This is a genomic window from Streptomyces sp. NPDC027189 (assembly GCF_055566975.1).
Map to the genome: position 1 here is coordinate 12,474 of NZ_JBVHRI010000022.1, position 17,611 is coordinate 30,084.

The window sequence follows — 17,611 nt, forward strand, 5'->3', positions numbered from 1 at the left end:
AATTCCAAGAGAAACCCAATTCGCGGAGAAGGAGCGATCGAATGAGCAGCAACCCCTTCGAGGACCCCGAGGGCACCTATTTGGTTCTCGTCAACGACGAGGGGCAGCACTCGCTGTGGCCCGCGTTCGTCGAGGTGCCGGCGGGCTGGCGGACCGTGCTCGCGGAGACCACCCGGGACGCGGCGCTCGACTACATCAACGTGAACTGGACCGACATGCGTCCCAAGAGCCTCATCGAGGCCATGGAAGGCGCTGGCGCGGCCTGAGCCGACCTTCGCGGGGCCCGCGCACCAGGTCGCTCGGTGCGCGGGCCCCGCATTCATGTGCAGACGCGCTCTTCGGTGAAGGCGCGCCCATCCCGCAGAGAGAGGGGGAAGTCCACCGTGCCGGTCATTCCCGTGAACGGAATTCGGCTCTCGTACGACGACGCAGGAGCGGGCGAACCGGTGGTGATGATCCAGGGAACCGGTGGCGGCCGTACCGTGTGGCAATTGCATCAGGTTCCCGCGTTCACCGCCGCCGGATTCCGCGTGATCACCTTCGACAACCGGGGAATACCGCCGACCTCCGAGTGCCCGGAGGGCTTCACGCTGCAGGACATGGCGGACGATGTGGCCGGGCTCATCGAGCGTCTGGACCTCGGGCCCTGCCGGGTCGTCGGCACCTCCATGGGGGCACTGATCGCGCAGGAAATCGCCCTGAAGAGGCCGGAGTTGGTGAGCCAGGCCGTCCTCATGGCAACGCGGGGCCGTACCGACGCACTGCGCGCCGCCCTCACCAGCGCCGAGATCGAACTCCATGACTCGGGCATCCGGTTGCCGGCCCGGTACGCAGCCGTGCTGCGCGCTCTCAAATCGCTGTCCCCGCGCACGCTCGACGACGACGCGGCGATGGCCGACTGGATCGACCTCTTCGAGCTGTCGTCCCCGGCAGGGCCGGGACAGCGTGCCCAGATGGAGGTCGGCAGGCTGGAGAACCGGCTCGACGCCTACCGGGACATCCGCGTCCCCTGCCAGGTCATCGCCTTCGCGGACGACCTCATCACCCCGCCCCATCTGGGCCGCGAGGTCGCCGACGCCATCCCGCAGGCGCGATACGAACTGATCGAGGGATGCGGCCACTACGGCTATCTCGAGGACCCCGAAGTGGTGAACAAGGTGATCGTGGAGTTCTTCGCCGACGCGGCCCGCTAGGGCCGGTCCGGCGTGATCCGCCGGACCGGCCCCGTGCCCGTCACCGCACCGTGCCCGGTGCCAACGACGCCGCGTAACCGGCCAGTTGCCGCCGCGGAGCGTTCAGGCCCTGTGCCCACAGCATGCCGTCCGCCGTGGTGTACAGGGCCGACACGTCGGAGACCGGCGAAGTCCCCGGACCGGGGGCCGCCTCCCACCCGGAGCCGTTCCACCGGGCGAGCGCCTGGTCCTTGGCCGGATCAGCGGTGAGCCCCGCCCACAGCGTCCCGTCGTGGTACGCGAGGGCGTTGAGGGAGAGGCTGTCCTTGCCGTCGTTCCCGGTCCAGGCGGCCACCGGCACGAACGTCAGCTTCCACGCGGCGCCGTCCCACCGCAGCGAGAACGCCTTGACGGCCCCGGTGCCGGCGTCGGCCACCGCATCGCGGTCGACCCCGCCGATCCACACCTCGCTGCCGCGCGTCACCACGGCGTTCGCGCTCCCCGACAGCGCGGACACGGTCGGCAGCTGGACCTCGCGCCACGAGGAACCGTCCCAGTGCGCCGCGTACGGACGCGACACACCGTCCAGCGTGCGTTCCGTGGTCGAACCCACCGCCCAGACGTCGTCCGCCGACGCGACATGCACGGCCTTGAGCGTGGTCCAGTGGCCCGGCACCCGAAGCCGCGTCACCGTCCACGCCGCACCGTCCCAGTGGGCGACCGCGGCGGGAATCTCCGCACCGTCCTCGCGATGGCGGCCCACCGCCCACACGTCGTCACGGGACACGGCGCGCGCCGCCAGCACCTCCATGTCGGGCACGGTCCGGTCGGACCACACGGAGCCGTCCCAGTGGTGCGCGCCGAGCTGCCCGCGCTCGCCCCGGCCGAAGGCCCACACATCGTCAGTGGCGGTGCCCGCCAGTACATCGGCCCCACCACCCACAGGAAGTGGCAGGGTGCGCCAGGTGCCGGCCTGCCGGGTCCACAGCGTGTGATCGTACGTACAGGGCAGACACACCGTGCCGGTCGGCACGCTGGTGCGCGCCACGGCCGACGACCCGTCGAACGGCACATACGCGCTGAAACCTTGGGGTGCCGGAGCCGGCACGGACTGCCACCCGGAAGCCGCCCCCGCCGGCGATGCCTGTACGAGGGACGCCGCCAGGACGAGCAGGAGCGCACCCACCCTTCGCAGCACCGTCAGCAGCCCGCTCGTGCCTCTGGCCGTGATCCGCATCTCCACTCCCGTCCGGGTCGGCGTCTGTTGTGCCCACCCTCGCGGCTGGTGTGGCCCAAGTCGCCTGCGGTGGCAGGTAGTTGCCGCCCGGGAACGAAGAGAGGAGGGAGGGTGTCCGACCGGGGGTGCCGGACGACCCTCCCTCCTCGGCGGAGGGACCTGGATCTACTGCTGGTAGTAGTCAGGTCGCGTGGTATCGCGGTGCGGCAGCGGAGCCCAGGTGCCGTCCGGCCGCTGCTGCGGGTATGCCGTCGGGGCGGCCTGCCGGTACGGCTGCTGCGGGGCCTGCTGGTACGGCTGTTGGGGAGCCTGCTGGTACGGCTGCTGACGCGCCTGCTGGTCGGCCTGCGGCCCGTACGACTGCTGGGGTGCGAACCGGGCGTACTGCGGCTGCTCCTGGGGCTGCTGCGGCGCGGGCGCGCCCTGACCCGTGACGGGTCGGCCGCGGCGGCCCCTGGAGACCCCGCCCGGCCACCAGTTCCACTTGCCGAGCGCCGTCATCAGGGCCGGCAGGACGAAGATCCGGATGACCACGGCGTCGAGCAGGATGGCCGCCGCGAGGCCCACACCGAGCTGCTTGAACTCGACCATGCTCAGGGTGCCGAAGATCGCGAAGACGCCGACCATGACGATCGCCGCGCTGGTCACGACACCGGCCGAGCGCGTGATCCCCTCACGGACGGCGTCCTTGGTGGACGCTCCCGTGAGCGCGGCCTCCCGGATCCGGCTGACCACGAACACGTGGTAGTCCATGGAGAGCCCGAAGAGCACCACGAAGAGGAACAGCGGCAGCCAGGACACCACCGCGCCCGAGCTGTGGAAGTCCAGCAGACTCTCCGCCCAGGTGTGCTGGAACACCGCCACCAGCACACCGAACGCGGCGGCCGCGGACAGCAGGTTCAGCAGGATCGCGGAGAGCGCCACGGCCAGGGACCGGAAGATGAAGGCCATCGCGCCGAAGGTCAGCAGCAGGACGAAGCCCACCACCCACGGCATGCGCTCCTCCAGATGACCGGTGAAGTCCACGCCCTGCGCCACCTTGCCGCCGACGGCGGACTCGGCGTCTGGCACGTCGGCCATCGCCTGCGGCACCCAGGTGCGCAGCACGTCCAGGGACTTCTTGGCCCCGTCGCTCTTGGGCTGGTACGGCGTGCCCACGTCGACGGTGTGGACCCGGTGGTCCGCCGACTCCTTGATGGCCGGCGTCTCGTCGTGGGCGAAGAGCTTGTTGTCCGCGGTGCGTTCGAGCAGTGCCTTGAGCGCCGTCCTGACTTCGCCGGCCTCCGAGGCGGGGGCACGCACGGCGACCTGATGCACGGTGCCCTTGCTGGGGAAGGCCCCGGTCAGCCGGTCCATCGCCTGCACGACGGGGATGTTCCGGGAGAGGTCGTCCGAGCCTGGCTGCTTGAGCTTCATGTCCAGAGCGGGCAGGGCGAGCAGCACCAGCGCCCCCACGGACACGACCAGCGTGACGACCGGCCGGGACAGCGCGGGGCGCAGCAGCGCGGGCCACACCCGCGACTCACCGGAGCGCATCGTCAGCCGCCACAGGAACGGCACGCGGGGCCGGTCGACCCAGCGGCCCAACTTGCCCAGCAGGGCGGGCAGTACGGTCAGCGAGGCGAGCACGGCAACCGCCACGACGATGATCGAGCCGGTGGCCAGTGATGCGAAGGTGGCCTCACTCGCCAGATAGAGACCGGCCATCGACACGATGACCGTGGTGCCGGACACCACGACGGTATGCCCGGAGGTCTCCGCGGCGATCTCGATCGCGTCGATGTGGGACTTGCCGTTCTGGCGCTCCTCACGCTCCCGCTTGAGGTAGAAGAGCGAGTAGTCCACGCCCACGGCCATGCCCATCAGCAGGATGACGTTGCTCACCGCGCTGGTCTCCGGCAGCACGTGGGAGGCCAGCGTCGACAGGCCGATGGCGGCGCCGACACAGGACAGTGCGAGCACCACGGGCACCCCGGCGGCGATGATCGCGCCGAAGACGACGAGCAGGATCAGCAGGGTGAGCGGAAGGCTGATCAGTTCGGCCTTCTCGAAGTCCTTGCCGAGGGTCTCGGACAGCCCCTTGGCCGTCGACCCCGTGCCGACCTCGTCGATCCTGAACCCCGCATGGGCCCGCTCGGCCGCGGCGCTCGCGTCGAGCAGCGGCTGGACCCTGGTGTCGGCGTTCTCGGTTTCGCCTTTCATGGTGACCGGGACGAGCAGGGCCCTGCCGTTCGGTGCGGCGACGGTCTGCCCCACGCTCTCCACCCCGGAGAGCGCCTTCATGCGCCGGGCGACGTCCGCGGCCACGGTCCGCGCGGCCCGCTGATCCAGTTTCCCGCCGTCCTCGGCGGTGATCAGCACGTTCTCCTCGGGCTTCTCGGTGAAGTGGCCCGAGTGCACGATCTTGCCCGCGCGGCCCGACTCCCTGACCCCGGACTCGTCGTCGCTGATCTTGTTGGTGCCGGCCGCCCCGCCGAGGAAGAGGCACAGGGCGACGAACACGACCCAGAGACCGATGGCGGACCACGGATGCGTGGCACTCCATCGCGCAATCCGTACCGTTGCCGGTTTCTTTCGCACCTTGCTTCCTTCCGTTGCTGCAGGTCCCGGCCAAGGAGCCGGACCGATCTCGATGGGGAAGACGCTAGGTCCGCCGCCTCGGGCAGGGATACGAGGTAAACCGCCGCAGTGTCCGTTGCTTTCCGCAGGTTCGGTATGCGGAAAACCGCAGGTTCGGCCCTGCGGAAAACCGCAGGAAGAAACCTGCGGAAAACCGTACCGGCCTTGGAAAATCTTGACCTCGAAATTTCTGAAGGTTACGTTCGAGCTGCGGATCGGCGGCGCCCGCGAATGGATCGAGAATTATCTCTCGATTGGAATGTCGGCCGATCGCGGAGCGTAACCCGTTGAACGGCGCATCCCTATTCTGTGGCAGGAAATTGCCATGATGCGAAGCAGGTCGAGGGGAGAAAATGGAAACCGCGGTCCTCACCCGGCAGCATGTTGCCAAACTCGTCAAGGAGAAAGGAATCGACCTTTTCATGGACCGGATGATCGTCCGGCTCCGTGCGGCGTTCACCGCCGACGACAAGGGGGTGACCCCGACTCGCGACGGATTCGTCCGTGGCCCCGGGGACACGGCCATCCTCGAGTGGATGCCACACCATGACCCAGGGAGTTCGATAACGATCAAGACGGTGGCGTACACACCGTCGAACCCGGCCACGTTCCAACTGCCCACCATCATCGGATCGCTCACGCGCTACGACGATGTGACGGGCCGTCTGCTGGCGGTCTGCGACGGCATCCTGCCCACGGCGATCCGCACCGGGGCGGCGTCGGCCATCGCCAGCGAGCTGCTGGCCCGCCCGGACAGCCGGGTGCTGGGCCTCGTGGGCGCCGGCGCCCAGGCGGTGACCCAGGCGCACGCGCTCAGCCGGGTGTTCCCGCTGGAACAGATCCTGGTGTACGACATCGAGCCGGCCCACGCACGTTCCTTCGCGGACCGGGTGGACTTCCTGGGACTCGACGTCCGGGCCGTTGAACTCGCGGAAGTCGAGGCGAACGCGGACATCATCTGCACCGTCACCTCGGTCGGCGTCGGCGAGGGCCCGGTCCTGAGCGGTGAACGCCTTCGGCCGCACGTGCACATCAACGCCATCGGTGCCGATCTCATCGGCAAGTTCGAGCTGCCCAGGACGCTCCTGAAGTCTGCCTTCGTGACGGCGGACCATGTCGCCCAGGCGCTGCGCGAGGGCGAGAGCCAGCAGTTGGAGCGCGACGATCTCGGCCCCGACCTGATGACCCTGTGCGCCGACCAGGAGACCGCGGCCCGCTCCCGGGACCGTACGACCGTCTTCGACTCGACCGGGTTCGCGCTCGAGGACCACGTGGCGCTCGATGTGCTCCTCGAACTCGCGGAGGAGGCCGGCATCGGCGACCGCGTGCAGCTGGAGCACCTGCCGGACGACGCGCTGAATCCCTACTCGTTCCAGTGAGCCGACATCGGTGAACCGCCCCTGGACGACTGGAGCGTCCCCGTCCGAGACCCCGTGCGGGCCGCTCGGACGGGGGCGCTCCGCGGTGTGGGTACCCGTCCGAGACCCTGCGCGGGCCGCTCGGACGGGGACGCTCCGCGGTGTGGCTTCCGGCTACGACTCCAGATAGCGCAGAACGGCCAGGATCCTGCGGCTGTATCCCGTGGTGTGCGTGAGCTCCAGCTTGTCGAAGATCGTGTTCAGGTTCTTCTCGACCGTGCTCATGGAGATGTGCAGCTTCTGCGAGATGGCCGCGTTGGTGTGCCCCTGGGCCAGCGCCTCCAGGACGCTCCGCTCGCGCGGTGTCAGCCGGGCCAGTGGGTCGCTGTGCGTTGTGCGGATCACCAACTGCCGTACGACTTCGGGGTCGATGGCAGCCCCGCCCGCGTGGATCCGCTCCAGCGAGTCGAGGAACTCCTCGACCTGCGCCACCCGGTCCTTGAGGAGATAGCCGACCCGCTCGGCGTTCGAGGTCAGCAGCTGGGCCGCGTAGTTGCGCTCCACGTGCTGGGACAGGACCAGCACGCCGATCGCGGGCCAGCGCTTGCGGATCTCCAGCGCCGCGCGCAGCCCCTCGTCCGTGTGGGTGGGCGGCATCCGGATGTCCACGACGACGATGTCCGGGGGCTGGGCCTCGACCTCCCGGATGAGGGAGGTTCCGTCGCCCACCGCGGCGAGGACGTCATGGCCCTCCTCGATGAGCAGCCGGATCAGCCCCTCACGCAGCAGGGTCGAGTCCTCGGCGAGCATTACACGCACGGCAGCTCCGCAGTGATGGTGGTGGGCCCCCCGAGGGGGCTGTGGACGTGCAGTCGGCCGTCGAGGGCGCCGACGCGGCTGTGCAGCCCGGTCAGTCCGCTGCCCGCCGGGTCCGCGCCACCGACGCCGTTGTCCTCGACCCGGACGACGACGATCGTGCCGTACTGCCGCACGCTCACGACGATGTCCGTCGCCGACGCGTGCTTGGCGGCGTTGGTCACGGACTCCGACACGACGAAGTAGGCGGCGGTCTCGACGGACGGGGGCAGCGGCTCGGTGAGGCCGAACTCCATACGGATGGGGATGCTGCACCGCTCGGAGACCCCGCCGAGCGCCTCGTGCAGCCCCAGATTGTCGAGCGCCGTCGGATAGACCCGCCAGGCCACCTCGCGAAGCTCGGTCAGGACCTCCTGCGACTCCTTGTGGGCCTGTTGCAGCAGTGCGTCGGCCTGCTCCGGCGTGCGGCCCCGGCGGGCCCGGCCGAGCAGCATGGCCAGCGCCACCAGCCGTTGCTGGACGCCGTCGTGGAGATCGCGCTCGATGCGGCGGCGCTCGGTGTCCACCGCCTGCAGCACCGCGGCCCGGCTGGTGGCCAGTTCGTCGATGCGCTGCTGGAGCAACTCCCGCTCCGAGGGGCCGAAGCACTCGCGCGCGAGCCGCGCGTCGAGCGCGTCCAGCGAGAAGAGCCCCTGCACGTCGAGGAAGAGCAGGACACCGCCGAGCAGCACCTGGGTGAGCAGTTCCTCCCAGCCGAGGGTGCCCCGGGCCAGCCCCGCGACGAGGAGTCCGGCCAGCACGACCCCGAAGCCGAGCAGTCCGACCACGATGCTGCTGAGCAGGCCCGTGTACGTCCGGGTCGCGAGGTAGCGCAGCAGCCGCGGGTCGGACACCTGGCGCTCGGGGAACCGGTCTCCGAAGAAGGCGGAGCGGCGCAGCCGTTCCACCGACGTCAGTCTGCGGGCCCCGGCGGCGAGCGCGATGAGCGCGCGCCGCCGGGTGCGGGGCCACAGCAGGAGCGGGCCGAGCAGTGTGCCGACCACGACGAAATACAGGAATCCGATCCACGCCGTGCAGCAGCCGAGCAGCACGCCGGCGGCCCGGCGCGGCAGTGCGGGGGGCGAGACCATCGGCGCCGCCCCGCCCGGTTGCTCCGGTCCGAGCTCTTCCGGGTGGTGATGGGTGGTGATGTTCGCCGAGTCCCCCTGCACGGAGGTCGACACTAGTCCGGCCGCACAGCCCGGGCAAGATCGACCGGAGTGTGCGGGAAGGTGCGCGACGGTGTCGGTGCTCACGACGTGCGACGGTGCTGGGCGCTGCTGCGCGAGCGCAGACGCATCACCAGGTACACCGCGAGGGCGGCGACGACCAGCACGATCACGACCTTGGTGATGACCCCGACGTAGGTCTCGACGAGGTCCCACTGGTCGCCCAGCCAGTAACCGGCCATGACCAGCACCGAGTTCCACACCAGGCTGCCCAGCGTGGTCAGCAGCAGGAAGATCGGCAGCGGCATGCGCTCCACGCCGGCCGGCACGGAGATGAGGCTGCGGAAGATCGGCACCATACGGCCGAAGAAGACGGCCTTCGTGCCGTGCTTGGCGAACCACTCCTCCGTCCGATCCAGGTCGGAGGCCTTGACCAGCGGAAGCCGGGCCCAGATCGCGTGCATGCGCTCGCGGCCGAAGAGGACTCCGATCCAGTAGAGGACCGCGGCGCCCACCACCGAGCCGAGCGTCGTCCAGAACAGCGCGGAGAACAGGCTGATGACGCCCTGTCCCGCCGCGAACCCCGTCAGTGGCAGGATCACCTCGCTGGGCAGCGGCGGGAAGAGATTCTCCAGGGCGATGGCCAGACCCGCTCCGGGGCCGCCCATGGCGTCCACGAGGTCGGCGGCCCACCCCGCGATGCCGCCGGCGGGCTCCTGGGGCAGAGCCAGGGTGATGAGGTCCATACGAATTCTCCAGGCTGACGGGGCGGGACACGGCAGGCGCACGCCGCGATTCACCGACAACGCTAGAAATCGCAGATCAGCGGCGGTATGAGGATTGCCGTCGAACTTGTGCGGTTCTCCGTACCCCGCACCCTGCGGTTTTCCGTACCCCGCACCCTGCGGTTTTCCGCAGGGTGCGGGTCCGCTTAGCCGCTCGTCGTCCCCGCGGCAATGCCCGTGGCACCTTCCTGCACTCCTGCGAAAGGCGCCCCGAGGCCCTGGTCGCACGGTTGTAGAGTCCCCTGCTGAACGATCAGGAAACGGCGCCCGGTCGCATGGATACCGGGGAATGACGGAGCGCCGCGCCCGGCGGCACAGCGGAATTCCGAGAATGCCGCGGAGGAGGGGAATGACAGCACCCGACGACTTGAACCCGAAATCCGCGCGTCGCCGTGTGCTTTTCGCCCCCGTGCCCGTCGCGCCGACCAAGCCGCTCACACTCAGCCATGTCAAAGGTCTGCTCTGGAACGATGTGACACACCGGGCCACCGGACTGCTGCACAGCGCCGACCTGCTCTACAGCTGGACCGTCGGCGTCGTCAACGCACAGACCCTGGGATTCTGGGCCCATCTCGACGACGTACACCCCGACATGGACTTCTCCGCCCTCGACGAGGAGCAGATAGGCCGCCTCTACGTCGCCTACCAGCGCGAGCGCTCTCTCCACGGCACCAGGGATCTCACCGCCCGGCGGAGCGCCGCCCAGAACCTCGACGGCGTACATCCGGCGGGCGCTCGCATCCTTGCTCTCTGGTCACGGCGGCTGCGGGAGCTCGGAATCCCCGATCCGGGGCTGCGGGCCGACCGGAAGCCGCTGCTCACTCTCGACGACCTCGTGCGGCTGCTCCTGGAGCACGGCCTCGGCGTCGACCACCGCGCCTGGAGCGGCCCGCTGTACCTGGACGGCACCGCCCACGGTCTGCCGCTGCGTCAACTCGTCGACACCGGCGGACAGCCCAACTACCTCGCCGGGGTGCTGCGCGAACTCGTCCCGCTTGTCGCGGAGTACGACGCCTTCGTCCTCACCTGCGACAGGGAGTCCCTGCCCGATTACACCCTCGTCCGCTACGTCCTGACCCGGCTCGGCGCACCCGCCGTCACGGTCGTTCCGCTCGGCCGGGTGCGCACCGACCCCGCAGCGTCCGGCCCGCCGCGCTCCAGCAGACACGGCGGCTGGGAAGGGCACACGGCGGCCGCCCTGGCCGACCGCTTCCTCGACCGGGTGGGCCCGCGCGTGTACCGGCTGGGCCTGCGCATCTATTTCATCGCGACGCTCGGCCGCGGCGACCGCGGGATCCACCGCACCGATCTCGTCTGGCGCTGCATGGCTCGGGCCGCCCGGCTGCTGGAGGCGGAGACCGACGACGCCGGCGCGTCCGCCCTCCTGCTGCACCGGCATGCCCGCCCGTACAGCCACGTCGATCCCTACCGACTCACCACCGCGCTGCTCACCCGCGGCCGTGAACCGGTCGGCAGGGACCTGCTCCAAGAGGTGTACCTCTGAATGTTCACGCAGGAAGAACTCCACCGGGTCCTGCAGGCCCGCATACGTGCCGCGGGCCCGCGGAGGCCGCGGGCGGCGCCCGCCATCGCGGTGTTGCGGACCTTCGATCCGTGCGGCTTCGTTCGGTCCGTCCTCGACTTCACCGCCTGGCTGCCCTCGGCGGAGCGACACGCTTGGCAGGCGGACTTCACCCGCGCCGCGTTTCTCGCGGGCAACCCGCGGAACCTGGCGGGCCGGCTGCCGCCCGCCGTCGTGTCGGACGACGGGGACGTGGCCTGGTATCCGAGCGGCTCCGGACCGCGGCAGCGAGAACTGCGCCTGCTGCTGCGTGCTGTACGCGGGCAACTGCCCCCGGACCTGCCCGAGCGGTTCGGCGTCGAGGTCCCGCCGCACGCGCAAGCCCGGTCACGAGAGCCGAAACAGTGGCTGATGGCGGTCGGCACTGCCGGACTGTCCCTGCCGCGCTACCTCGTCCACGTGAGTCACACGCTGGCCGAGGCCCGGCTGACCGGTGTGCTGGCTCCCGGCGACCGGCTGACGGTACATCATGTGCCGTACCTGTCGGGCCTCGACGGAGAGTACGCCTATTTGAGGGTCCATCAGGATGAGGGGGACCCGCAACGGCTGCGCGCCTACGCCGGTATCACCGAGCAGGGCCGCCGTGACTGACTTCTGGGTCCTGCTGGGCACCGACTACGTCGGCAAGTCCTCACTCCTCGAGGAGATTTCGGCACGCGAGACGCATGTCCTGCCCGTGTCGTCCGACACCTCCCTGTTGACCGAGCAGTACCAACCCCTTGTCGCACTCAGGGAGTTGCTCGGCACCGCGGTGTCGGGACCGCACTCGCCGGACTACGTCATGGCGCTGCTGAACGTCGCCGTGTCCTACCAATGGGACCGGATCTTCATGGCCCCGGACGGCCGCACCCTGCTCCTCGACTCCTACTACTACAAGATCCTCGCCAAGTCCCGGCTTCTCGGCCTCGGGGACGGTCCGTGGCAGCCGTACTGGGAGTCCCTGCCCGATCCGGCCGGAGTGATCTTCCTGGACGTCGACACCGACACGGCATGGCAGCGGGCCGGCCGTGGTGAGCTGCTCAACCCCCTTGAATACTACGGACGTTCATCCACCAAGGCGGGCTTCGTGGCCTTCCAGCGGGATCTGCGGACCGCACTCCTCGACGCGGTACGGCATCTGTGCGTGGAGCACGTTCCGACCGGTCTGAGCGTGTCCGCTACGGCCGACCACGTCCTGCGCGCGATGAAGGAGTGACCATGACCGCCGCCATGCACGACGCCGATGCGGCCTTCCGGCAGGAGCTGGCCGGGGCCACACACCGCATGGCGCGGACCCTGGACGACGCCGCCGGATGGCCCCGGCGCATTCTCGAGGACGTGCTCGCACAGAGCGCGGACACCGCGTTCGCCGCGGAGCACGGGCTGGCCTCGGTCCGTACGGTCGACGAATACCGCGCTGCCGTGCCGCTGCGGACGTACCAGGACTACGAACCCTGGCTGGCGCGTTCGGCCGACGGCGAGCGCAAGGTACTGACCCGCGACGAACCCAGGCTGTTCTTCACGACCAGCGGCAGCACCGGCTCTCGCAAGCGGATCCCGGTCACGGAGACCTTCCTCAGCAAGGTCTATCTCCCCTTCTTCCGGGCGGCGATGGGGGTGCCGGCCGAACACTTTCCGAGCGCCTTCTCACTTGGATCCGCGACGCTCAACCTGCGGCACGACCGGCTGGCGCGTCCCGCCACCACGGGGTCCGGACGCCCCAGTCTCGGCCCCAGCCAGGCCGATCTGCGCGGCGGCTTCGGGGTCACCCTGAAGGAGCCCGGCAGCGAAGCCCCCTGGGCCGAACTCCCCATACCCATGGACGAACAGGACTACCTGGCCAAGCTGTACGTCCGTGTCCGGATGGCCGTCGAGCACGATGTGCGCTGCGTGATCGGCCACAACCCGGCTCTGCTGGCCATGCTGCCGGAGCTGCTCGTCGACTGGTGGCCGGACATCCTGCGGGACGTTCGCGACGGGACGTTTCTGGGCCTGCCCGGCGGTACACCGAATCCGGGCGTGGCCACCGCACTGGAGCGCCGCGCCGAGCGTGCGGGAGCTCCCTCACCGGCCGTCGTCTGGCCCCGCGTCCAGTTGCTCTACTGCTGGACCAGCGGCGTGGCCTCGCTCTATCTGCCCCGGCTGAAAGAGGCGTACGGCGAAGGAGTCACCGTGCTCCCCACGCCGTCCGCCGCCTCGGAAGGACCCGTGGGCGTGCCGGTCGACCCGCACCCCACCGCGGGGCCGCTGGCCCTCTCGACCGCGCTGTACGAATTCGTGGAGGCGACGGCCGACATACGCCCCGACAGCCCGACGCTGCTGTACGACGAACTGGAACCGGGCCGCGACTATCACGTCGTCTTCTCGCACGTCGGGGGCCTCTACCGCTATGTGCTGGGGGACTTGACGCATGTCGTCGACCGCGTCGGACCGGTCCCGCGGGTCGAGTACGCCGGGCGGGCCGGGCTGTCCGATGTCGCGGGCGAGCGGCTCCATGAGTTCCAGGTGGTCCGTGCGCTGCGGGAAGCCGCGCGGCGTACGGGAGTCGACGTGGCGAACATGACGTGCCGGCCTCAGTGGAAGGGCGGAGTGCCTTGCTACGCCATGGCCGTGGCGTTGCAACCCGGTTCCCCGCAAGGGGGTGTGTCGCGCCTTGAGCGGTTGCTGGACGAGGAGTTGTGCCGGGTGAGCCCCGACTACCGGGCGGCACGTGCGGCCGACATGCTCGCTCCCGCTCGCGTGCTCCCGGTCCGATCCGACGCCTTCAAGGACCACTGGTACCGCCGGGTGGCCTCCGGTATGCGGCCGCCCGAGGTCAAGGACCAGGTTTTCCAGACGGATCCTGCCGCCTGGGACCGGCTGACCGGGCCGAAATAGGGAATCGTGGGGCGCCTGCTGACAGCAAAATGCCAACGCGGGGATTTCGTTGACTCTGAAATTCCGGTCGGGTTAGCCTCGATTCATCGGTGGTCAAGTCCCTTGAAATTTCTGGGAGTTGGTGTGCCGGTATGTCGAATCAGTGCGCAACGATGAGAGGAGAATTCCGATGGAGAACATGGAGCCGGAGACGGCGTATGAGGTCCCGGAGCTTGTGGAGCTCGGTGACTACGACGACCTGACCAGGGGCGTCGGTATTCCGCTGGCCGATTTCTTCATTCACTTCGACTAGGTCGAAGGCCGACTGAAGTAATCGCGCCATGAAGGGGTGGGGACGCGGCACCGCCGTGCACTCCCCGGAATTCGCGGCACGCCGCGTCCCCGCCCACTCAATTGCGGAGCTCGACCCCATGCGAGCTCACGGAATCGCGGAGGAACGATGGAAGCGGTATCGGCCACCCCTGGAACCTGGTTCATGGCCCTGCCGGACAGCGAGTCCGCGGCCGAGGTGGTCCGCCGACTGCGCTCCCGCACGGGCTTCACGCGCGCCCACGCCTCGGGGCGCCCCTGGATCATCGGCTCGGCCCCGGATGCGGGCCACGGCATCGAGTCCGCCGTCCACGCGGAACACGGAGCCACCAGACTGCTGGTGACAGGCACGCACTCCGTCACGGAGGCGGAGCTCGCGGTCTGGGCCCGACGCATCCGGCACCTGACCGACGTCGACCGGCTCGCCGCATCCCTGGCCGGCTCCGTCCATGTCGTCGCGTCGGTCGACGGACAGGTCCGCGTACAGGGCAGCGTCTCCGGCGTACGGCGGGTCTTCCACGCCTCCGTCGACGGCGTGACGGTCGCCGCGGACCGGGCCGATCTGCTGGCAGCCCTGACCCGGGCACCCCTGGACACCACCCGGCTCACGGCCCGTCTGCTCGCCATCACCCCCTCCGCCCTGATCGAACCGCTCTGGTCCGGGATCGAGGCCGTACCACCCGACAGCTGGCTCCACCTCGGCGCGCGCGGAGAGACAGGGCTCAGGCACTGGTGGCAGCCGCCGCCCCAGGAACTCAGCCGCGCTCAGGGCGCGCCCGCCCTTGCGCAGGCGCTGGAGAACGCGGTGGCCGCCCGAGTACGCGCGGGCGTGACCGTCGGGTCCGACCTGTCCGGCGGACTGGACTCCACCCCCATGAGCTTCCTCGCCTCCCGCGCGACCGCATCCGCCGCCGGGAAGCTCATCACCGTACGCATCGGCGTGGCAGACCCCACGCACGACGACCACATCTGGGCCGCGCAGGCGCAGCGACTGCTCGACGGCGACCATGTCACGCACACGGTGTTCGAGCCGGGAGAACTCCCGGACATGTTCGCGCGCATCGCCCGGCCCGTCACCGGTCTCGACGAGCCGACCCGCTGGATCCGCCCCGTCGCCAGGCTCCGGGAGACGGCGCGCCGACTCGGGGACAGCGGCGCGGTGGTCCATCTCACGGGGCACGGCGGGGACGAGGTCCTGCCGGTCAAACCGAACTATCTGCACGACCTGATGCGCAGGCGACCCGCCCTTGCCCGTGAACACCTCGCCGGAATGCGGGCGTTGCGACGCTGGCCCCTGTCCGCCACCATGCGGGCGCTGGCGGAGCGCAGTCCCTACGGGCCCTGGCTCGCCCGGCAGGCGGAGCAGTTGGCCACCCCCTTCCCCGCGGGCAACCAGCCCCTGTTCGGCTGGGAGTACCCGCTGCGACTGCCGCCGTGGGTGAAGCAGGACGCCGTCGCGGACCTCGCGGGCCGCATCCGCCGGCGCGCCGAGGGGGCCGAACCCTACGCACCGACCAGGTCCGGTCACACCACCATCGACCTGGCGCGTCAGCTGGGCTCAGCCGTCCGGCTGGCGGAAACCCTCACCGCGCGCGAGGGCGCGGTGCTGCAGGCCCCCTACCTGGACGACCGCGTCATCGAGGCATGTCTGGCGGTGCGTCCGGAGGAACGCAGCTCCCCGTGGACGTACAAGCCGCTCATGGTCGAGGCGATGCGCGGCACGATGCCCGCCGAGTCCCTGAAGCGCGCGACGAAGGGCGAGTTCTCGGACGACTTCTTCAAGGGACAGAAGCGGCACCGGGACCAGATGGCGGAACTGTTCGACGAGCCCCTCCTCGCCGAGCTGGGGCTCATCGACACCGGGATCCTGCGGCACATGGCGCTGGCCGCCTATCCGCCCGGCCTGCCCTGGTCGGCGCTCGACGCCACGATGGCGGCCGAGAACTGGCTGCGTGCGCAGGCGCAGACGCGGCAATGGACATTCGACAGGGAGGACCACCGTGTCAATCAGCCTGGCTGAGGGGGTGACCCTCGCCGAGACCGACGGCGGGGCCGTGCTGCTCGACGAGCGGTCCGGGCGCTACTGGCAGCTCAACGGCTCGGGAGCCCGCGTCCTGCAGAAGCTGCTGGCGGGCGGCACACCGGCCGAGGCCGCGGCCGCGGCGGCGGGCGGAGCGGGCGTGCCGGCCGAGCGGGCCGAACGGGACGCGAATGCCCTGCTCGACAAGTTGCGGCAGGCGGGGCTGGTTCTGCGATGAGCATGCCCGTCGCCCTCACGGAACGCCGCCGACTTCCGCTGCACCGCCGGCCGCTGCCGTGGCTCGCCACCGTCGCCGCCCGAGTGCTCATGCACCAGCCACCCGCCCGTATCCGCAAGGTGCTGCGTTTCGTGAGCCGGGGCGCGCGGCCCGCGACCGTCGAGGAAGCGCTGCGCAACCGCAGGGCGGTCGTTGCGGTGAGCGTCAGCTGCGCGGGCGAAGGGTGCGTCCAGCGGTCGATCGCCACCGCGCTGCTGTGCCGAGCCCAGGGCTCCTGGCCCACGTGGTGTTCGGGCGTGCGCGTCGTACCCTTCCTGGCCCACGCCTGGGTGGAGGTCGACGGCATGCCCGTCGACGAGCCCTACCCGCCCGGCTATCACACCGTGCTGATCCGCGTACCTCCTCGATGAATGGCTCGCACATGCTGATGAACGGCTCGCCCACGCAGATGACTGGGCTCACCGCGTTCGGTCTCGGACTGCGTGTCGAAGGCTTCTCACCGGGCGGCCCCGGCCGAGCCACCCTGACCCGGCCGACGGTCCGGGCGCTGCTGAAGGAGTTCGGAGTCCTCCACTTCGTGGACTTCCCGGACGACAACGACGTGTACGGCGACTTCGCGCGCTGGTTCGGCCGGCCCGAGCCGGTGTTCCCGGCCGAGCACCGGGTGCCCGGTCAGGAGTACATGCGGTTGCAGACGAATGTACGGGGCCTCGGCGCGAACGCGGGTGGCCAGTACTGGCACGCCGACGGCTCCTTCGCCGAGGTCCCCACGTCGGTGACGCTCCTGCTCTGCGAGGAGGCGCCCGCCGACGAGGGGGAGACGCTCTTCGCGGACATGCGCACCGCCTACGAGCTGCTGCCCGATCCGGTGCGGGAGTCCCTGCCCGGACTGCTGGGCAACTACCCGTGCCGCGAGATCGCCGCCCGGGACATGCAACGGGCCGTCGCGATGAGGACGGTCACCCTCTCCGCGGAGGACCGTCGCAGAAAGCTCGACCAACTGCGCGACTTCACTCGCCCGTTGGTCGGCACGGACCCTGTGACCGGACGCAAGGCCCTCCACTTGAACCAGCACTGGCTGCGGAACATCGAGGGAAGGACGGACACCGAGAGCGCGGAACTGCTGCAACTCCTGTACGGCACCGCGACGGCGCCCTCCAACGTGTACCGCCACCGCTGGACCACTGGCGACTTGCTCGTCTGGGACAACACCTCGGTCATGCACAAGGCGATCCCCGCCGGTCCGGGCCAGCGCAAGGTCACGCGCCGCGTCACCATCGCGGGGGCCGCCGGGCGGGGCGCGCTGCAGAAGGATGCTGCTCTGAGCTGATGGCGTGGAGTAGGCCGGGGCCGGTCTCGGCCCGGCCGTTGATCCGTGGAGTGCGAGGTACTACGTGCCCGTGCGCTGCTC

Annotated in this window: 17 protein-coding genes; 12 read left to right on the forward strand and 5 right to left on the reverse strand. The window is 70.0% G+C overall.

The window, feature by feature from the left end:
- Positions 1 to 41: 41 nt before the first annotated feature.
- Together ACZ4RZ_RS37095 and ACZ4RZ_RS37100 are read left to right on the forward strand one after the other, a co-directional pair.
- Complete coding sequence (locus tag ACZ4RZ_RS37095) at positions 42 to 266, forward strand: MbtH family protein (protein WP_467751357.1); 225 nt, start codon at positions 42 to 44, stop codon at positions 264 to 266.
- A gap of 117 nt (positions 267 to 383) precedes the next feature.
- Entirely contained in the window at positions 384 to 1,193 is an 810-nt protein-coding gene (locus tag ACZ4RZ_RS37100; RefSeq protein ID WP_467751359.1) for an alpha/beta fold hydrolase, read from the forward strand.
- Between the two features lie 40 nt (positions 1,194 to 1,233).
- On the opposite strand, the gene ACZ4RZ_RS37105 is transcribed toward ACZ4RZ_RS37100, so the two are convergent.
- Both ACZ4RZ_RS37105 and ACZ4RZ_RS37110 read right to left on the reverse strand, forming a co-directional pair.
- Entirely contained in the window at positions 1,234 to 2,409 is a 1,176-nt protein-coding gene (locus tag ACZ4RZ_RS37105; RefSeq protein ID WP_467751361.1) for a hypothetical protein, read from the reverse strand.
- Positions 2,410 to 2,574: 165 nt separating this feature from the next.
- Complete coding sequence (locus ACZ4RZ_RS37110; RefSeq protein ID WP_467751363.1) at positions 2,575 to 4,989, reverse strand: MMPL family transporter; 2,415 nt, start codon at positions 4,987 to 4,989, stop codon at positions 2,575 to 2,577.
- Between the two features lie 392 nt (positions 4,990 to 5,381).
- On the opposite strand from ACZ4RZ_RS37110, the gene ACZ4RZ_RS37115 reads away from it, so the two are divergent.
- Positions 5,382 to 6,407 (forward strand): ornithine cyclodeaminase family protein, encoded by a 1,026-nt coding sequence (locus tag ACZ4RZ_RS37115; protein ID WP_467751365.1) that lies wholly within the window; start codon positions 5,382 to 5,384, stop codon positions 6,405 to 6,407.
- 153 nt (positions 6,408 to 6,560) lie between these two features.
- Here ACZ4RZ_RS37115 and ACZ4RZ_RS37120 read toward each other — a convergent pair whose 3' ends face one another.
- The 3 genes from ACZ4RZ_RS37120 to ACZ4RZ_RS37130 form a co-directional block, all read right to left on the reverse strand.
- Complete coding sequence (locus ACZ4RZ_RS37120) at positions 6,561 to 7,196, reverse strand: response regulator transcription factor (RefSeq protein WP_467751548.1); 636 nt, start codon at positions 7,194 to 7,196, stop codon at positions 6,561 to 6,563.
- Positions 7,196 to 8,413, reverse strand: a complete 1,218-nt coding sequence (locus ACZ4RZ_RS37125) for a sensor histidine kinase (protein WP_467751367.1) — start codon at positions 8,411 to 8,413, stop codon at positions 7,196 to 7,198. The genes ACZ4RZ_RS37120 and ACZ4RZ_RS37125 overlap by 1 nt, the downstream gene beginning before the upstream one ends.
- A gap of 80 nt (positions 8,414 to 8,493) precedes the next feature.
- Positions 8,494 to 9,156: a DedA family protein gene (locus tag ACZ4RZ_RS37130; RefSeq protein WP_467751369.1), complete on the reverse strand. Its 663-nt coding sequence runs from the start codon at positions 9,154 to 9,156 to the stop codon at positions 8,494 to 8,496.
- A 388-nt stretch (positions 9,157 to 9,544) separates the two neighbouring features.
- Here ACZ4RZ_RS37130 and ACZ4RZ_RS37135 point away from each other — a divergent pair, with 388 nt between their 5' ends.
- The 9 genes from ACZ4RZ_RS37135 to ACZ4RZ_RS37175 all read left to right on the forward strand — a co-directional run bounded on the left by ACZ4RZ_RS37135 (position 9,545) and on the right by ACZ4RZ_RS37175 (position 17,530).
- Positions 9,545 to 10,699, forward strand: coding sequence for a hypothetical protein (locus ACZ4RZ_RS37135; RefSeq protein WP_467751370.1), 1,155 nt, complete (start codon positions 9,545 to 9,547; stop codon positions 10,697 to 10,699).
- Complete coding sequence (locus ACZ4RZ_RS37140; protein ID WP_467751372.1) at positions 10,700 to 11,368, forward strand: DUF6182 family protein; 669 nt, start codon at positions 10,700 to 10,702, stop codon at positions 11,366 to 11,368. It abuts the gene before it with no gap.
- Positions 11,361 to 11,972, forward strand: a complete 612-nt coding sequence (locus ACZ4RZ_RS37145) for a hypothetical protein (RefSeq protein ID WP_467751374.1) — start codon at positions 11,361 to 11,363, stop codon at positions 11,970 to 11,972. Before ACZ4RZ_RS37140 ends, ACZ4RZ_RS37145 begins: the two co-directional genes overlap by 8 nt.
- A 2-nt stretch (positions 11,973 to 11,974) precedes the next feature.
- On the forward strand, positions 11,975 to 13,633 hold the full coding sequence (locus ACZ4RZ_RS37150) for a GH3 family acyl-acid amido synthetase (protein WP_467751375.1): 1,659 nt from the start codon (positions 11,975 to 11,977) through the stop codon (positions 13,631 to 13,633).
- A gap of 169 nt (positions 13,634 to 13,802) precedes the next feature.
- Complete coding sequence (locus ACZ4RZ_RS37155) at positions 13,803 to 13,925, forward strand: lasso RiPP family leader peptide-containing protein (RefSeq protein WP_467751377.1); 123 nt, start codon at positions 13,803 to 13,805, stop codon at positions 13,923 to 13,925.
- A gap of 147 nt (positions 13,926 to 14,072) precedes the next feature.
- Positions 14,073 to 15,962 carry an asparagine synthase-related protein gene (locus ACZ4RZ_RS37160; protein WP_467751379.1) on the forward strand — a complete coding sequence of 630 codons (1,890 nt, stop codon included), beginning with the start codon at positions 14,073 to 14,075 and terminating at the stop codon, positions 15,960 to 15,962.
- Positions 15,943 to 16,200, forward strand: coding sequence for a lasso peptide biosynthesis PqqD family chaperone (locus ACZ4RZ_RS37165; protein WP_467751381.1), 258 nt, complete (start codon positions 15,943 to 15,945; stop codon positions 16,198 to 16,200). The genes ACZ4RZ_RS37160 and ACZ4RZ_RS37165 overlap by 20 nt, the downstream gene beginning before the upstream one ends.
- The gene (locus tag ACZ4RZ_RS37170) at positions 16,197 to 16,610 is read left to right on the forward strand and encodes a lasso peptide biosynthesis B2 protein (protein ID WP_467751383.1); all 414 of its coding nucleotides are present in this window, start codon (positions 16,197 to 16,199) and stop codon (positions 16,608 to 16,610) included. The genes ACZ4RZ_RS37165 and ACZ4RZ_RS37170 overlap by 4 nt, the downstream gene beginning before the upstream one ends.
- Positions 16,607 to 17,530, forward strand: a complete 924-nt coding sequence (locus ACZ4RZ_RS37175) for a TauD/TfdA dioxygenase family protein (RefSeq protein WP_467751385.1) — start codon at positions 16,607 to 16,609, stop codon at positions 17,528 to 17,530. Before ACZ4RZ_RS37170 ends, ACZ4RZ_RS37175 begins: the two co-directional genes overlap by 4 nt.
- The last annotated feature ends 81 nt before the right edge of the window (positions 17,531 to 17,611 follow it).

What these genes read in the sequence shown, in the direction of transcription:
- ACZ4RZ_RS37095 (WP_467751357.1), top strand. Translation starts at nt 42, where the DNA reads ATGAGCAGCAACCCCTTCGAGGACCCCGAGGGCACCTATTTGGTTCTC.
- ACZ4RZ_RS37105 (WP_467751361.1), bottom strand. Translation starts at nt 2,409, where the DNA reads ATGCGGATCACGGCCAGAGGCACGAGCGGGCTGCTGACGGTGCTGCGA.
- ACZ4RZ_RS37115 (WP_467751365.1), top strand. Translation starts at nt 5,382, where the DNA reads ATGGAAACCGCGGTCCTCACCCGGCAGCATGTTGCCAAACTCGTCAAG.
- ACZ4RZ_RS37120 (WP_467751548.1), bottom strand. Translation starts at nt 7,196, where the DNA reads ATGCTCGCCGAGGACTCGACCCTGCTGCGTGAGGGGCTGATCCGGCTG.
- ACZ4RZ_RS37130 (WP_467751369.1), bottom strand. Translation starts at nt 9,156, where the DNA reads ATGGACCTCATCACCCTGGCTCTGCCCCAGGAGCCCGCCGGCGGCATC.
- ACZ4RZ_RS37135 (WP_467751370.1), top strand. Translation starts at nt 9,545, where the DNA reads ATGACAGCACCCGACGACTTGAACCCGAAATCCGCGCGTCGCCGTGTG.
- ACZ4RZ_RS37140 (WP_467751372.1), top strand. Translation starts at nt 10,700, where the DNA reads ATGTTCACGCAGGAAGAACTCCACCGGGTCCTGCAGGCCCGCATACGT.
- ACZ4RZ_RS37150 (WP_467751375.1), top strand. Translation starts at nt 11,975, where the DNA reads ATGACCGCCGCCATGCACGACGCCGATGCGGCCTTCCGGCAGGAGCTG.
- ACZ4RZ_RS37155 (WP_467751377.1), top strand. Translation starts at nt 13,803, where the DNA reads ATGGAGAACATGGAGCCGGAGACGGCGTATGAGGTCCCGGAGCTTGTG.
- ACZ4RZ_RS37160 (WP_467751379.1), top strand. Translation starts at nt 14,073, where the DNA reads ATGGAAGCGGTATCGGCCACCCCTGGAACCTGGTTCATGGCCCTGCCG.
- ACZ4RZ_RS37170 (WP_467751383.1), top strand. Translation starts at nt 16,197, where the DNA reads ATGAGCATGCCCGTCGCCCTCACGGAACGCCGCCGACTTCCGCTGCAC.
- ACZ4RZ_RS37175 (WP_467751385.1), top strand. Translation starts at nt 16,607, where the DNA reads ATGAATGGCTCGCACATGCTGATGAACGGCTCGCCCACGCAGATGACT.